Source organism: Mesorhizobium sp. AA22 (assembly GCF_001672375.2).
GTDB classification, from domain to species: Bacteria; Pseudomonadota; Alphaproteobacteria; order Rhizobiales; family Rhizobiaceae; genus Mesorhizobium; species Mesorhizobium wenxiniae.
This window is the reverse complement of record NZ_CP048406.1, coordinates 3,127,090-3,142,865: the sequence shown is the minus strand read 5'-3', so window position 1 is coordinate 3,142,865 and position 15,776 is coordinate 3,127,090. Positions and strand designations below refer to the sequence as shown.

At 62.2% G+C, this 15,776-nt stretch carries 13 protein-coding genes and 3 pseudogenes; 4 read left to right on the top strand and 12 right to left on the bottom strand.

Going from position 1 to position 15,776, the window contains the following annotated elements; all coding sequences use genetic code 11:
* Positions 1-105 precede the first annotated feature (105 nt).
* Positions 106-534, top strand: a complete 429-nt coding sequence (locus A9K68_RS15215; protein WP_065012332.1) for a DUF1772 domain-containing protein — start codon at positions 106-108, stop codon at positions 532-534.
* Between the two features lie 37 nt (positions 535-571).
* On the opposite strand, the gene A9K68_RS15210 is transcribed toward A9K68_RS15215, so the two are convergent.
* Positions 572-1,030 carry a MarR family winged helix-turn-helix transcriptional regulator gene (locus A9K68_RS15210; protein WP_065012361.1) on the bottom strand — a complete coding sequence of 153 codons (459 nt, stop codon included), beginning with the start codon at positions 1,028-1,030 and terminating at the stop codon, positions 572-574.
* A 100-nt stretch (positions 1,031-1,130) separates the two neighbouring features.
* Here A9K68_RS15210 and A9K68_RS15205 point away from each other — a divergent pair, with 100 nt between their 5' ends.
* On the top strand, positions 1,131-1,892 hold the full coding sequence (locus A9K68_RS15205; protein WP_082982797.1) for a glutathione S-transferase family protein: 762 nt from the start codon (positions 1,131-1,133) through the stop codon (positions 1,890-1,892).
* On the opposite strand, the pseudogene A9K68_RS15200 reads toward A9K68_RS15205, so the two are convergent.
* Positions 1,855-2,516: pseudogene (locus A9K68_RS15200) on the bottom strand (FAD-dependent monooxygenase). The gene A9K68_RS15205 and the pseudogene A9K68_RS15200 sit on opposite strands and share 38 nt — an antisense overlap.
* Positions 2,517-2,610: 94 nt before the next feature.
* Positions 2,611-3,021, bottom strand: a complete 411-nt coding sequence (locus tag A9K68_RS15195; protein ID WP_065012333.1) for a helix-turn-helix domain-containing protein — start codon at positions 3,019-3,021, stop codon at positions 2,611-2,613.
* 136 nt (positions 3,022-3,157) lie between these two features.
* Between A9K68_RS15195 and A9K68_RS15190 the strand changes: the two genes are divergently transcribed.
* Entirely contained in the window at positions 3,158-4,048 is an 891-nt protein-coding gene (locus A9K68_RS15190) for an SDR family oxidoreductase (protein ID WP_065012334.1), read from the top strand.
* 157 nt (positions 4,049-4,205) lie between these two features.
* Here the strand turns inward: A9K68_RS15190 and A9K68_RS15185 are convergent, their stop codons facing one another.
* Positions 4,206-6,119, bottom strand: a complete 1,914-nt coding sequence (locus A9K68_RS15185; RefSeq protein ID WP_065012335.1) for a potassium transporter Kup — start codon at positions 6,117-6,119, stop codon at positions 4,206-4,208.
* A gap of 103 nt (positions 6,120-6,222) precedes the next feature.
* Positions 6,223-6,963 (bottom strand): pyridoxine 5'-phosphate synthase, encoded by a 741-nt coding sequence (locus tag A9K68_RS15180; protein WP_065012336.1) that lies wholly within the window; start codon positions 6,961-6,963, stop codon positions 6,223-6,225.
* Positions 6,964-7,075: 112 nt separating this feature from the next.
* Here A9K68_RS15180 and A9K68_RS15175 point away from each other — a divergent pair, with 112 nt between their 5' ends.
* Positions 7,076-7,498 carry an STAS/SEC14 domain-containing protein gene (locus tag A9K68_RS15175; protein WP_065012337.1) on the top strand — a complete coding sequence of 141 codons (423 nt, stop codon included), beginning with the start codon at positions 7,076-7,078 and terminating at the stop codon, positions 7,496-7,498.
* A 19-nt stretch (positions 7,499-7,517) separates the two neighbouring features.
* On the opposite strand, the gene A9K68_RS15170 is transcribed toward A9K68_RS15175, so the two are convergent.
* From A9K68_RS15170 to A9K68_RS15140, 7 genes and pseudogenes are all read right to left on the bottom strand, one after another.
* Positions 7,518-8,645, bottom strand: coding sequence for an ATP-dependent RecD-like DNA helicase (locus A9K68_RS15170; protein ID WP_065012363.1), 1,128 nt, complete (start codon positions 8,643-8,645; stop codon positions 7,518-7,520).
* Between the two features lie 148 nt (positions 8,646-8,793).
* Complete coding sequence (locus A9K68_RS15165; RefSeq protein WP_065012338.1) at positions 8,794-9,177, bottom strand: nitrile hydratase accessory protein; 384 nt, start codon at positions 9,175-9,177, stop codon at positions 8,794-8,796.
* Positions 9,164-9,823 (bottom strand): nitrile hydratase subunit beta, encoded by a 660-nt coding sequence (gene nthB, locus A9K68_RS15160; protein ID WP_065012339.1) that lies wholly within the window; start codon positions 9,821-9,823, stop codon positions 9,164-9,166. Before nthB ends, A9K68_RS15165 begins: the two co-directional genes overlap by 14 nt.
* Positions 9,820-10,425 carry a nitrile hydratase subunit alpha gene (gene nthA / locus A9K68_RS15155; RefSeq protein ID WP_065012340.1) on the bottom strand — a complete coding sequence of 202 codons (606 nt, stop codon included), beginning with the start codon at positions 10,423-10,425 and terminating at the stop codon, positions 9,820-9,822. Before nthA ends, nthB begins: the two co-directional genes overlap by 4 nt.
* A gap of 70 nt (positions 10,426-10,495) precedes the next feature.
* Positions 10,496-13,661, bottom strand: a pseudogene (locus A9K68_RS15150) (efflux RND transporter permease subunit).
* Positions 13,658-14,897: pseudogene (locus tag A9K68_RS15145) on the bottom strand (efflux RND transporter periplasmic adaptor subunit). The pseudogenes A9K68_RS15150 and A9K68_RS15145 overlap by 4 nt, the downstream one beginning before the upstream one ends.
* A gap of 167 nt (positions 14,898-15,064) precedes the next feature.
* Positions 15,065-15,661 (bottom strand): LysE family translocator, encoded by a 597-nt coding sequence (locus tag A9K68_RS15140; protein WP_065012364.1) that lies wholly within the window; start codon positions 15,659-15,661, stop codon positions 15,065-15,067.
* Between the last annotated feature and the right edge of the window lie 115 nt (positions 15,662-15,776).

The following is a 15,776-nucleotide window of genomic DNA, read 5'->3' as shown; positions in this document are numbered from 1 at the left end:
TATTGTCGGACCCGGTGCAAGCCCTATCTCCGCATTTTGACGCATTCCAGGCCGGACGGCCTCCACTGGAACGGCCCCACTGAAACGGCATGTCATGGAGGGAAGATGCTTGTCGGTCTGCTTGCATTGACCGTTACCGCCGCTTTCGCGGGCGCCGCCATCTATGTCAGCGTTGCCGAGCAGCCGGCGCGGCTTCGTCTCGATGACAGGGCACTGCTGCAGGAATGGCAGCCCTCCTACAAACGCGGCGCCGCTATGCAGGCGTCGATCGCCGTCGTTGCCTGTGTTCTTGGTGTCATTGCCTGGTGGCAGACCGGCAATCTCGCCTATCTGGTCGGGGCGGTCCTGATCATCCTGCCCTGGCCATGGACGCTGATCGCAATGATGCCGACAAATCGACTGCTGGAGGCGATGGACGCGGCCGCCGCCAACCCGCAAGCCCGGGCGTTGATCGTCAAATGGGGCAATCTGCATCTGGTTCGCGTCATGCTTGGCGTGCTGGCGGCACTGGCATTCCTGTGGGGAAGTGTCTGACGTCGCTGCAACGATTTTTCAGCGCCAAAAGGCCACATTACTCCAAGGCGGCTGGATGGCGCAGCCGCCCAAGCAGAGCCGACAAGGTGTCGAGATCATCATCTGAAAGCCTGGCGCCGACCAGTTCCGCGATCGATCGTCCGTAGACGGCCCACATGCGGCGGCGCGTCTCGCGCCCCTTCCCCGTAATGCGGATAGTCTGTCCCCGCCCGTCATCGGCAACCCTGAGCTTCTCGACCAGCCCGTCCGCTTCGAGCCGCGCCAACAGCCGGGAGATGTTGTATTGCGCAAACAATGTGCGCTCGATCAGCTGGAATGGCCGCAAGCCGCCCTCGCCCGCTTCGGCAAGCTCATGCAGCACATCGTACCAGGCAAGCGGCGGTAAGCTGCTGTCCTTCAGCGCGTCTTCAGATCTTTCCATCAGCTGGCGCGAAACGCGCATCAGGCGCGCCCAGGCTTTGATGGCAGCGGGCGAAGGACTGGTTTTCTCCGTCATGATTGCAGCATAGGCGATAGATGCAATTGCATCAAGCTTGACGGTTAATGCGGATGCATCTATATAGATGCAGTTGCATCGATAATCGGAAGGCACCGCCATGAAACATGAAATCTGCAAGATCGCCGGCATCCCGGAGACGGGCAGACTGGTGACCGACAAGCTCGTTCTCGTCAGCTATCACCTTTGTCCCTATGTGCAGCGCGCGGCCATCTCGCTCGCCGAAAAGGACGTGCCGTTCGAACGCCTCACCATCGATCTCGCCAACAAGCCGGCCTGGTTCAAGGCGATATCGCCGCTCGGCAAGGTACCGCTGCTGCGCGTGCAGCAGAATGGCGAGGAAACCGCGATCTTCGAATCGGCGGTCATCCTCGAATTTCTTGAGGAAACGCTGGCCAACCCACTCCACCCTGCCGACCCGCTGGCCCGCGCCCGGCATCGCGCCTGGATCGAGTTCGGCTCTGCCATCCTCAACGCAATCGGTCGACTCTATTCCGCACCGACCGAGGCTGCCTTCCTTGCCGAATGCCAAGGTCTGTCGGCAATGTTCGATCGTCTCGAAATAGAACTGGCGGCTGGCCGAGCTGGGCCATGGTTTGCCGGCCAGCGCTTTTCACTGGTCGATGCTGTCTATGGACCAATCTTCCGCTATCTCGACGCGTTCGATCGGATCGACGATTTCCGCCTCCTGAACGGAAAGTCGCTAGTCGAGGCCTGGCGGAAGGAATTGCGCGAACGCAAGTCGGTGAAGAACGCTGTCGCCCCGGATTATCCACAGCGCCTTCATGCATTCCTGCAAGCGAAGGGTTCGCATCTTTCGAAACTTATCCGCCGCAACGAGGCGGCCACCGCGCTTCCTTGATACCGATCCGCCTAAACGGATCGACCACGGTTCCAGCCACCATCGAGGCAAGGATGTTTGGCACTGGCGGGATTTTCGCCACTGACGCCACCAGCCTGACGCGGACAAACGGCATCACGGTCGAATCCGACTGGTAGAACGGCGTCAGCATCAGCGACAGCGCCTGAAACACCCGCGGCCTTATCCGTCGCCCGTTGCCGCAGATCAGCGTTGTCCGCTCGCCGGTTTCCAGCGTCTCGAGTTCGACGCCGGTTTCGATGGCGATCGCCTCGCGCCGGACGGCGCGGAAAAGCACGCCGAACAAGGCCGCCCGGTGCACCGCCAGCCCGAAACGGCCGCCGCGCTGCGCATCATAGCGGACGTCGAGCACGCTGCGGCGATTTTCGCATCGGCGCCATGCAGGCGGTCGATGCGGCTGCCCAGCACTAGGATGTCGTCGAGCAGGCCGAGATCGGCAAGCACCGTCAGCCCGGTCGGCTGCAGGATCAATCCGGACCCGACTGGCTTTGGCGCGCCGAAGCGCTCGAAGATGGTGACCTGGTGCCCGGCACGCTTCAGATAGAGTGCCGCGGCCAGTCCGGCCGGGCCGGCGCCGGCAATCGCGATGTCCAAAGAAATGCCCATTGCCCGCCGAATCTTCTCGCCCAAGCCGGACAATCCTTCAGCGGTATCGCCAATCAAGCCGTCGCACTTGGCATTGCCACTCCGGCATTGATGGTTAATTCTCGGTAGCGTCGAATGCGTTCCGCGCGTCGCGCACAGCGCCATGATTGAGCTCGGCCCACTGGAGCAGCTGGTGCAGGGGTCCGAACATCGAGCGTCCGAGATCGGTCAGACTGTATTCGACGCTCGGCGGCTTGGTCGGGAACACCTCGCGATGGACGTAACCGTCGCGCTGCAAATCGTGCAGCGTCTGGGTGAGCATGCGCTGTGAAATGTCGGGTACCAGCCGCCGCAATTCGCCGAACCGGTACGGCTTTTCTGCCAGCGCCATCATCAGCAGCGAACTCCATTTGTTGCTGATGCCTTGGATCACATCGCGAACCGGACAGTCCGCAATGTTCCCCCCGCCGCTGCCCGCTTTGTAAATCTCGAGCTTCGATCTCAGACCGACGATTTTGCTGTCCATCGCTGGTTCCCTGCGCCTGCCTACCTCCCGCAAAACTGCCTTCTTTACGAGGGTCCGTCAATTCTTATTTTAGTGCTGGTCTCTTTTTGAGACTTATATAAGCACCCGCCGCTCCGGCGCAACGACAGGACTTCCCATGACCGAAACCCTTCTCGTCACCGGCGCCTCCGGCCAGCTCGGCCGCGGCGTCATCCATCATCTGCTGGACACGCTCAAGGTTCCGCCCGCACGGATCATCGCCGCCACCCGTAATCCGGAAAACCTCGCCGACCTCGCGACGCGCGGCGTTGCCATCAGGCAAGCCGATTTCGATGACACGGCGTCGCTCGTCGAGGCATTCAAGGGCGCCGGCAGGGTCCTGATCATCTCGACCGGCGAGATCGACCTTGGGGGCAAGCGCCTCAAGCAGCACGAAAATGCAGTCGCAGCCGCCAGGGAGGCCGGCGTTTCGCATCTGCTCTACACCTCGATGCCCAATCCTGAGCCGGTCTCGCCGGTGCTGTTTGCGGGCGATCACTACGGGACCGAGCAGGCGATCAAGGCGAGCGGCATCCCCTACACGATTTTCCGCAACGGCTGGTATCAGGAGAACCTCTTCATGTCGCTGCCGCATGCCATTGCTTCGGGGCAGTGGTACACATCGGCGGCCGACGGCCGCATCGCCCATGGCGCTCGCGACGACATGGCCGTGGCGATCGCCGCCGGTCTTGCCTCGGGCGATACCGAAAGCACCACATACACGCTGACGGGTCCGCAGGCCTACACGGTCGCCGAGATCGCGGCCCTGGTCACCGACGTCACCGGCAGGCCCATCGAGGTCGTTCAGCTTTCGGATGAAGCCTTGACCGACGGTCTGAAGGCCGCCGGCGTTCCCTCGGATTTTGCTCCCGTTGTCGTTTCCTTCGACACCAACACGCGCTCCGGCCGCATCGGCATGGTTACCGACGCGATCGAGACACTTTCAGGCAAAAAGCCGCAATCGCTGAAGCAATTTCTTGAAGCGAACAAGGCAGTGCTAGCCGGCTGAAGTCCGCCGTGGTCAGGGGCATGTCGAGATTCAGGTCAGGCCGAGTCGAGAATGGTGGGTTCCGAGAACCGGAACGGAGCGGACATTTGGTCCGTGAGTACCGGAAGCGCAGGAACCCGCCGTTCGCAGGCCGGCCTCACCTGAATATCGGCATGTCCTAGATAGCCACCTGCGTTCCGATCTCAACCACACGTCCGGTCGGGATCTGAAAATACTCCGTCGCATCCGCTGCCGTGCGCGCCAGCCCGATGAACAACTTGTCCTGCCACACCGGCATGCCGGAATTGGGTGACGCCTTGAGCGAGCGCCGCGACAGGAAGAAGGAGGTCGTCATGATGTCGAACTTCCAGCCCTGCTTGCGGCAGATCGCCAGCGCACGCGGGATGTTGGGCTGTTCCATGTAGCCGAAGGTCAGCGTCACCCGCATGAACAGCTCGTTGATCGTTTCCATCTTAACCCGCTCGCTGTCGGGCACCACGGGCTGCTGCGCCGTCACCACCGAGAGGATGACATTCTGTTCGTGCAACACCTTGTAATGCTTCAGGCTGTGCATCAGCGCCGTCGGCGCGCTGACGGGATCGCTGGTCAGGAACACGGCCGTACCGGACACCAGCTGCGGCTTTTTCTTCAACAAATTGCCGGCAAGGAAATCGAGCGGAATTTCGTTCCGGCGCGTCTTGTCGAATAGATAGCGACTCCCGCGTATCCAGGTCCCCATGATCAGCCCCATGATGCAGGCAACGGCGATCGAAACCCATCCGCCTTCCACGAATTTCACGATATTTGCCAGGAAGAAGCCGGTGTCTATCGTGCCAAAGAGCAGCGCAAGCGCCGCAGCGAGTGCGGTCTGCCATTTCCATTGCCACCGCATCACCACGAATAGCAAAATAGTCGTCATCAGCATTTCGCCTGTCACCGAAATTCCATAGGCGGAAGCCAGGGAACTCGAACTGCCAAAGCCGACGACCAGCAGCATTACGCCGAGCGCGAGAATGAGATTCACGCGTGGCATGTAAATTTGGCCGAGTTGCATCTCGGAAGTATGCTGAACTTCGATTCTGGGCAGAAGATTGAGCTGCACCGCCTGCCTGGTCAGCGAAAACGCCCCGGAGATAACGGCTTGACTGGCGATGACAGTCGCTGCTGTGGCGAGCCCGACCATCGGTATCAGTGCCCAATCTGGCAGCATCTGGAAAAACGGATTGTCGGGCAGCCCCCCGTGAGCAAGAACGAACGCGCCTTGCCCAAAATAGCTGAGTAGCAGGCAGGGGAAGACGATCCAGAACCAGGCTAGCACGATTGGACGGCGACCGAAGTGCCCGAGATCGACGTAAAGCGCTTCAGCACCGGTAACCGCCAGAAAAACCGCACCGACTGTGAGAAATGCACCCGTTTTGGCTTCGGCAAGGTAGGCGACCGCATAGTAGGGGTTGATTGCCAAAAGCACCGACACATCGTCAAGAATATGCACCAATCCGGCAATGCCGATCGCCAGGAACCAGAGCGCCGTCACCGGCCCGAAAACGGAGGCCACTCTACCGGTCCCGAAGCGCTGCACGGCAAACAAGACGGCAAGAATCACCAATGTAATGGGAACCACGTACGGGTCGAACGCCGGGGTCACGACGCTCAGGCCTTCCACCGCTGAAAGCACCGAGATGGCCGGCGTTATGATCGCGTCGCCGAAAAACAGTGCGGCTCCGCAGAGACCAATGGCAAGAATGATGCCGGAACCAGCCGGATAAGCTTTCCGGGCCAGCGCCATAAGCGACAGGGTACCGCCTTCACCCTTGTTATCCGCCCGAAGCACGAAGGCGACGTATTTGATTGTCACGATAATCGTCAGTGCCCAGACGATCAGCGACAGAATGCCCAGAACGGCACTGCGCGGATCGGTGCCGGACGAAGCATGCAGTGCTTCGCGAAGCGCATAGATCGGGCTGGTGCCGATATCGCCGTAGACCACGCCGAGAGCGCCCAGCATCAAAACCTTGGTGCTGTGCTTTTCGACCTCAGGATGGCTTGATTGTTCGACTGGTTCTGCCTCACTACCACTGTTGGTAAGGGCCATGGACGACACTCCGATAAGCGCGCGGTGCTCTACGCTTGCTGCGATGCAATATCAAGTGCCCCAACGTGATGGCTGCCATGTCCGCAAAGCGAGGCTTCCATCGCTACCACCCACAGGCCTTCAGAAATCTTTTGACCGTACCGGCCATGCCATACTCCAACGCATCGGCTGTCAACCCATGTCCGATCGACACTTCGGCCAGTGCCGGGATGCGCTTTGCCAATGCCGGCAGGTTGTTCACCACCAGATCGTGCCCGGCATTGACCTGAAGTCCGGCGGCAAGCGCGGCATCCGCGGTTTTCCCTAATCTTTCCAGCTCCTTCGCCGCTTCTGCCGAATCGGAATGATAGCTGCCATATGGACCCGTGTAGAGCTCGATCCGGTCGGCGCCGGTGTCGCGCGCGGCCTTCATGCCTGCCGGATCCGAGTCGGAAAACAACGACACGCGAAAGCCCCCCTTTTTCAGGCGTTTGACGACCAGCGTCAGGAACGCCGCCTCGGCGGCAAAGTTCCAGCCATGGTCGGAGGTGGCCTGGGCAGGGTCGTCGGGCACCAGCGTCACTTGCTCCGGCTGGTGCTTTTCCACAAGCGCCAGGAAATCCTCGCTCGGATAGCCCTCGATGTTGAACTCCGCCTGAGGGAATTCGTCGTCGATCAGCGCCCTGATCTGCGGCAGGTCGGAATGCCTGGTGTGCCGCTCGTCGGGCCGCGGATGCACTGTCAGCCCATGCGCGCCCGCGGCAAGTGCGATGCGTCCGAGCCCGGTGACGCTTGGCCACGGCAGATCGCGCCGGTTGCGTAGCATGGCGATGGCATTGAGATTGACGGAGAGTTTTGCAGGCATGGCTTCTCGGGTCCGGACGTATTTGCGGCCACCTATAACGCCTTTGGCGGGAACAGACAGGGGGTTTCCGGTGTTCCAGAGGAACGAATAATATCCAGCAAGAGGAAGGCCCGTGAATTATCTTGAAGCCGTGCCGGCGGTTCGCCGCATCGACACCGACCGCGACGACCTGTTCGCCATCGACGTCGTCGGCCATATCACGGCCGCCGACGCGGAGAATCTGTTCGGTTTGCTGGAGGCGGCTTACGCGCTGCACCCGAGAGTCGACGTGCTGGTGCGTCTGGTCGATCATGACGGCGTCGACTGGGCCGATGTGTCGGACAGTACTATCGAACAGGGCACCGCCGATGCCGTGGCGCATATCGGCCGCTGTGCGGCAATCGGCGAGCCAAACTGGATACCGGGCGCACAAGGCATCTTGCCCGCCTCCGTGCCAATCGAATTCCGGCATTTCGAGGCCGAGGACGAAGCGGCCGCCTGGGAATGGCTGGGCGCCAAGCCGCTTAGTGCGCCGGTGATGCCAGCAGGGTCATGATGGTGACCCGGGATCGATCCTATCTGACGATCGTCAGCCGTTCGGCCGCGCGCGTGATCGCGGTGTAGAGCCAGCGCTGGCGGGTTTCTTTGAACGCCCAGCTTTCGTCGAAAAGCACGATATCGTTCCACTGCGAGCCCTGCGCCTTATGCACGGTCAGCGCGTAGCCATAGTCGAAATCGTCGAAGCGCTTTTTCTGCTGCCAGGGAATATCGGCGTCCGGGTCCTCGAACGCCGCTTTGAGCAGCTTGATCTTGGCAACGCCGCGGTCCGGATCGTCCTCCTCCGGTGAGACCAGCAAATTGATGCCGGGTTTCACCGTCTCGCGCGACGAGGTCATCACCTTCCACAGCGAGCCGTTGAGCAATCCCTTGGCCGGGTCGTTGCGCAGGCAGACGAGCTTGTCGCCGGCCTGCGGGTAGTCGGCATTGAACCCCTTCAGTTCGCGCAGCCGCTGATTATACCGACGCCGCGTCCTGTTGGTGCCGACCAGCACCTGGTCCGCCTTCAGCACCAGTTCCTGGGTGACATCTTCCTTGCCGATCACCTGCGCCGTGCCATAGTCGCCGCGCATGAATTCGCGTCCCTCGCGCACGTCGAGCGCCAGCCGGATGATCGGGTTGTCGTGCGCCTGCCGGTGGATGTCGGTGAGCAGAATATCCGGCTCATGGGCGGTGAAGAAGCCGCCGCCCGAGATCGGGGGCAACTGCCCGGGATCGCCGAGAACGAGGATCGGCGTGCCGAAACTCATCAGGTCGCGGCCGAGCTGTTCGTCGACCATCGAACATTCGTCTATGACCACGAGCTTCGCCCGCGAGATCGGGCTCTGCCGGTTGAGCGAGAAGGTCGGCGACATCGAAGTCTTGCCGGTCACCTCGTCCGCTACCGTCTCCTCGCCCTTCGGCCGGTAGATCAGCGAATGGATGGTGCGGGCATTGACCGCGCCCTTGGAACGCAGCACCTGCGCCGCCTTACCGGTGAAGGCGGCGAACTGCACCTGGCCGTCGACATGCTCGGCAAAATAGCGCGCCAGCGTCGTCTTGCCGGTACCGGCAAAGCCGAACAGCCGGAAGAGCTGCGGCTTTCCGGTCTTGAGCCAGGTGGCGACCGCTTTCAGCGCATCGTCCTGTTGAGGAGAGAATTCCATCAGCGCGAGAGACCGGATTCGCGAGGGAAAGACAAGGCCGACGACTACCGGCACTAAGATCATCAGTGGCGGGGTCTACCGCCGACAATAACGCAAGTTATCAGGCAGAGGTCGGAACGTAAAGGGAACAAAGTCGAGCCGCCACGACCTAACTGGTCGGGCCGCCACGACCTTCGGTCCGGCTGGGATCGTTCTCCAGCAGGATCGGCTTGCCATGGGGCGTTGCGTGCGCGGCGCGTTCCCAGGCAGCGGCAAGCGTATCGACATCGCTCTTGCCGGCGACGCCTTTGGCCGACAGCAACTTTTCCAGTGCTGCCAGCCAGTGCTCGTAATAATCATGGCCATCGCTCGCGGCACCCGGCTTCTTGACCTCGGCGGACAAGGCGTCCGCCCATTCGCTCCAAGAGAACAGGCCCTTGTCGTGCAGCGCGACCGTCATGGCGAAGGCTTCCGCTTGCCATGGCTCGGCGAAAATCGGCGCATCGACGCCAGCCGGCAGCGCGGTGACTGACTTCGCCTCACGCCGGTTCAAGATAGCTCTCCCAGGCGTCGATCGACACGGTCAGCGTCGGGTCGGCGCCCTCGCCCCAGATTTCCGCGCCCTCAAAAACCACCGTATAGACCCATTGCGGGTTTTCGCCTTGCCCATGCGCGTTGGTGTCGGGAAAGACAAAACCATCGCGCACCGCCTCGACGGCGCCTTGCTTGCCGCGTGCGTAGCGCGGCAGCCGCGTATGGCCGGTCGGATGAAAATTCTTCGTCCGCACGAGGTCGCCCGCCTTGAACCGAGCCGGGGTGGCGATCGGCCGGTCGCATGGGCCGCCCTTGGCCAGCACCGCCAGCACGTTTTCCGCCTTCAGCACCCTTTTGGGCGCCGCCGCTTGATCGACCGCCTTGCCCGCGACCAAATCGCGATCGCTGACGAAGCCATGCCGCTTGAGCAAGGTTTCCAGCGCCTTGATCCAGATCTCGTAGTAGCTGGAGGCATAGTAGTCGGCTGGATGCAGCGACTCCCGCGCATGCCGGCTCTCGTCGATATTCCACGCCCCCATCGCGCCGGCGCACAGCGTCACGCCCAGTGCACGCCTTTCCCAGGCGGCGTGGAAATAGGGCTCGTCCTTCTCAGGCGCGACCGGCCCGAACCCCATCTGTCCGCCGAGATCCTGCGGCCCGTTCATTTCGGCGCCCCGGCCAGTCCGGTGCCGATCATCGCGTCGCGCGTCACCAGATCCGCCAGCCGCTCCTCGCTCCAGTCCTCGGTGCCCTTCGGCCGCGTCGGCACGACCAGATAGCGGAGCTCGGCAGTAGAGTCCCACACCCGGATTTTGGTCGTTGCCGGCAAGGTCAGCCCGAATTCTTCGAGCACGCCGCGCGGATCGATCACTGCACGCGAACGATAGGGCGGCGCCTTATACCAGACCGGCGGCAGGCCGAGCACCGACCACGGGTAGCACGAGCACAGCGTGCAGACGACGAGGTTGTGCGTGTCAACCGTGTTGAAGACGGCCTGCATATGCTCACCTTGCCGTCCGGTGTAGCCGAGCGAGCCAATCGCCACCGTCGCGTCGCGTTTCAGCAAGGCAGCAAAGTCAGGATCGACCCAGGCCTTCGCCACCACCTTGGCGCCGTTGCGCGGGCCGATTTTTGTCTCGTAGGTGTCGACGATCACGTCGATGGCGGCCGGATCGATCAGCCCTTTCTGGGTAAGGATCGTCTCCAGAGCGCGCACCCGGGCGGCAAAAGGATCAAGCTCGTTGTCGTGGTCGTGATCATGGGACATGGGCGTCAAATTACGATCGCGAGCCGCCGGCGGCAAGCGCCACGGCTTGGGCCAGTGAAATCCATCGGCTTTACTCTGCAGCCGCCTTTTGCGGCTCGCCCTGCAACTCTTCTCCGCCCTCGAACAGCGACGGCTGGTCGACGGTTTCGACCGGTAGCTGCTCGTCCCGACGCTGCGGCCACAGCCCGAGAAGCCAGCCGGAAAAATGCTCCATGTAGACATAGATGACCGGCGTGACGAACAGCGTCAGCGCTTGCGAAGCGACCAGGCCGCCGACCACCGCAACGCCGAGCGGCTGGCGCAGTTCCGCGCTGGCGCCGGTCCCGAACGCGATCGGGATCGTGCCCATCAGGGCCGCCAGCGTCGTCATCATGATCGGACGAAAGCGCATCAGGCAGGCCTTGTGGATGGAATCGAGCGGCGACATCCCCTCGCGCCTGAGTTCGAGCGCAACGTCGATCATCATGATGCCGTTCTTCTTGACGATGCGGATCAGCATCAGGATGCCGATGACCGCGATCACCGACAGGTCCATGCCCGCAAGCCGCAACGCCACCAGTGCGCCGAGCACGGCCGACGGCAGTCCGGTCAGGATGGTGAGGGGATGGATGAAGCTCTCGTAGAGGATGCCGAGGACGATGTAGATGGTCAGGATCGCGCCGCCGATCAGCAGGCCCTGGTTGGCAAGCGAATCCTGGAACGTTTTCGCCGTGCCCGAAAAAGTGGTCGAGATCGTCGCCGGCATTCCGATCTTTTCCTTCAGCGCATTGATGTGGGTCACGCTGTCACCGAGCGCGACGCCCTGCGGCAGATTGTAGGAGATGGTCACCGCCGGAAGCTGGCCGACCTGATTGACGGTCAAGGCGCCGGCGGTCCGATCGACACTGGCGAAAGCGCCGAGGGGCACCAGGCTGCCGCTGGCCGTCCTCACCTTGATCGCCAGCATCCTTTCTGGCGACCACTCGATCCTCGGGTCGAGCTCCATGATCACCTCATAGCTGTCGGCCGAACCGAAGATGGTCGACACTTGCTCGGTGCCGAAACCGCCATAGAGGCTGGAGCGCAGCGTATCGGTGTCGATGCCGAGCGTCGCCGCCTTGTCGCGGTCGACTACCAGCGACGCCTGCAAGGCGTTGTTCTGCAAATCATTGGTGACGTCGGTGAAGGCGCTATGGTCAGCGGCCATCGCGTCGGTGAGCTTCTGCGCCCAGCTGTCAGCCGCGCCGATGTCGAGGCCCTGCACGACGAGCTGATAGGCGCTGGCCTAAGCGCGCGCGCCGAGCCGCAGATTCTGCACCGGCTGCATGAAAGTTTCGATGCCGGGAACATTGGCCAGCTGCCGCCGCAGATCCGAGAGCACCTTGTCGATATCGGGGCGCTGGTCCTTGTCCTTCAATTGCACATAGAGCCGGCCCTGGTTGAGCGCGTTGTCTCCGCCGCCTACCGACCACCCTACATGCGAGACATAGGGTGAATGGGTGAAGACATCCAGCCACTTGCCCCTGCAGCTTCACCATGGCGTCGAACGAAATGTCCTGGCGCGCGGTGGTCGTCACCGAAATCTGGCCGATATCCTCCTGCGGGAAGAAGCCCTTCGGCGAGGTCTGGATCAGCCAGACCGTCAGTGCGGCCGTTCCGATAAAGACGAGAAAAACCAGGAAACTGTGCCGCAGGCAGAAGGTCAGCAGCCAGTCATAGCCTCGCATGAAGAAATTGTGCCTGTGATCTCCGCCCTGCGCTGCTTCGCGCTCGGCCTTCGGCACCGATAAAAGCCGCGAGCACAGCATCGGCGTCAGTGTCAGCGACACGAACATCGACGCCAGGATGGCGACTGTCACCACCACCGCGAACTCGTTGAAAATGCGGCCGATCACTCCGCCCATCAAAAGCACGGGGATGAGCACCGCCACCAGCGAGATCGAGATCGAAATGATGGTGAAGCCGATTTCCCGCGCACCTTTGAGCGCCGCGTCGAGGGCCGAGAGCCCATCCTCCTCCATGTGGCGGAAGATGTTCTCCAGCATGACGATCGCATCGTCGACCACAAGGCCGACCGCCAGCGTCAGCCCCATCAGCGTTATGTTGTCGATGGAAAAGCCGAACAGGAACATGGCGCCGAGCGTGGCGATCAGCGAGATCGGCACCGCCACCGCCGGGATGATTGTCGCCGTTACCCGGCGCAGGAACAGGAAAATCACCATCACCACCAGTGCGATGGTGAGCAGCAGCGTGAACTGCACGTCGTCGACCGCCTCGCGGATCGAAGTCGAGCGGTCGTTGAGCAACTGGATACTGGCCGCCGCCGGCATTTGATCCTGGAAGGACGGCAGCATCGCCTTGACGCGGTCAACGACGTCGACAGTGTTGGCATCGGGCTGGCGCTGCACCGCCATGATGATCGCGCGGGTGCCGTCGTACCAGCTTGCCGTCGTCGTGGTCTCGACCGAATCGATGACGCGGGTCACCTCGCCGAGCCGCACCGGACGGCCGTTCCTGGTGGCTATAATGATGTTGGAAAACCCCGCCGCGTTGTTCAGCTGCGTATTGGCGGTGATCGTCAGCTGCTGCTTGTCGTTCTGCAGCACGCCGAGCGGCGTGTTGCTGTTGGCCGAGGCGATCGCCGTCTGCAGCTGGTCGATCGAGATGCCGCGTGCGGCCAGCGCCGTCGGATCGATCTGGACGCGCACGGCGTATTTCTGCTGCCCGAAGATCGAGACCTGCGCCACGCCTTCGATCGTCGACAGCGACGGCGAGATCACATTCTCGGCAAAGGCATCGAGATCGGTCAGCGGAACCGTGTCGCTGACCAGCGACATCAGGAGGATCGGCGCATCGGCCGGATTGACCTTGCGGTAGCTCGGCGGGCTGGTCATCTCGGGCGGCAATTGCCGCTGCGTTCGCGCGATCGCCGCCTGCACGTCGGCCGCCGCGGCGTCGATGTCGCGATTGAGCACGAACTGGATGGCGATCGAGGTGGAGCCAAGCGAATTCGTGGTCGAGATCGAATCGATGCCGGCGATGGTGGCGAACTGCTTGATCAGCGGCGTTGCCACCGAGGTCGCCATGGTTTCGGGCGAGGCGCCGGGCAGCGAGGCCGAGACGTTGACCACCGGAAACTCGGCGCTCGGCAGAGCGGCCACTGGCAGGAACTTGTAAGCGAACAGCCCGCCCAGCACGAGGGCAAAGGACATGAGCAGGGTGGCGACGGGCCTGCGGATGCAGAATTCGGAGATCATGGGCGCGTCCCGGCCGCCTTGCCAGCCTCCGCAACCCTTGGAGACGCCTGATCGCCGGTCCCGACCTTGGCTTCGCGGATCGGCGAACCGTTCTTCAGCTTTGCCTGGCCCTCGACGACGACACGTTCGCCGCTTTTCAGCCCCTCGCCGATAGCGCTGCTGTCGCCTTCGGTCAGCGCGACCTGCACGGGCCGCATCTCCACCGTCTCGTCAGGCCTGATCACATAGACGAACGGTCCCTTCTGGCTGGGCTGGACCGCAACCGTGGGAACGGAGGTCATTTGCGGCATGATGCCGGCATCCAGAACGACATTCACATATTGGCCCGGCCACAGCGAAAGATCGGCATTGGGCACGCGGGCACGCGTTGCGATCGTGCCGGAGGCTGTGTCGACGCTGGAATCGACGAAATCGAGGGTCCCCTTGCCGATCGGCGTCGGATCGCCGTCCCTGGTCAGCGTGACTGCGCCTTCCCTTGGCTCCGCCAGCGCCTTGTGCAGCAAGGCAAGATCGCTTTCCGGAAGATTGAAGTTCACCTGCAACGGGTCCACCTGGGTGATGGTCACCAGCGGGGTCGACGTGCTGTTGCCGTTGCTGGTGCTGACGAGATCGCCGATCGCGACGTTGACCGCGCCCAGCCTGCCGGAAATCGGCGCCGTGATCGTGGCAAAGCCGAGTTGGACAGCGTCGGCATCGAGCGACGCCTTGTCGGCATCGACTGTGGCCGCAGCGGACTTCTGCGCGGCGATTGCCTGATCATAGGTTTGCTGCGTGCCAGCCTGCCTTGCGACAAGGTTCTTGGCGCGCTCAAGATCGGCCGTGGCACTGGCAAGCAGCGCCTCGTCCTTGGCGAGCGTCGCCTGGTCACGGGCCTGTTGCGCCTTCAGTGAGCGGTCGTCCAGCGAGAACAGAAGGTCGCCAGCCCTCACCATCTGCCCGTCCTTGACGGCGATCGATGTGATCTGGCTCGAGATCCGTGCGTTCACGCTGACCACGGCAGGGGAGGATACGAAGCCGATGGCGTAGCGCCGGATCGGGAAGTCGGCCGTCGAAGCGGTGGCGGCAACCACCGACGTCGAACGTGCGGCATTTGCGGCGGCCGCCGGTTTGTCAGGAGTCGCCTGCCCCGCTGACAGCATCTGCCGGACCTTTGTCCGTTGCCGCGGGCGAAAGGTAGAGCCCGGCTGCGACAAGGCAGGCGGCCGCAAGCACCGCAAGCACGATCTTCCCACGCATTGTCAAAAGCCCTCTATCCGACACGCTGTGGTTCGGTGGTCATATCTTGACGTAACTCGCAGCCTAGTGCCGCGGTTTTCACCAAGTAGATAGCAGGCGCCGAAGGCGAAAAAGTGCCAAAACCCGGCATTACGAAGATTTAATGTGCAGTGCACAATAAAAGGCAGCTACCGAAGCATCGGCCACAGCGTCGCCGCCAGCAGAACGCCCATGGCGATGTTGAACCATTTCAGCCGTACCGGATCCGACAGAAAACCGCGCAGCGCCATGCCGAAACCTGCCCACACCGAAACACTCGGCAGGTTGACGACGGTGAAGGCTATCGAGATCAACGCCACCGACAGAAACGGATGCTCCGGAATGGCATAGACGGCCATGGCAGTGATAGCCATCACCCAAGCCTTGGGATTGACCCACTGGAACGCCGCCGCATCGATGAAACGCATCGGTCGCGCATTGGCCTCGCCCTTGCCGCTGAGCGAACGCGACATGGCGATCTTCCAGGCGAGATAGAGCAGGTAGACGCCGCCCGCGAGCTTCAACCCGGTGTGCAGCGCCGGAAACGCAGTCAGCACGGCGCCGAGACCGAAGCCGACGGCCAGCAGCAGCACGAGAAAGCCGATGCTGATGCCCAGCATGTGCGGAATGGTTTTGGCAAAACCGAAATTCACGCCGGAAGCCAAAAGCATGAAGTTGTTCGGGCCCGGCGTGATCGAAGTCACGAAGGCATAGACCAGCAGGGCAAGAAATGCATCGAGGGTCATGGCTTTCTTCCCAAGCAGGTCAGCAATATTGTCTTTTTGGTTCAGGCGCACAAAGGCCACCCCGCGCCGGCAGCCGGCCCAGAGGATCAGCACCAAAAGCAACAGACAGGTGTAG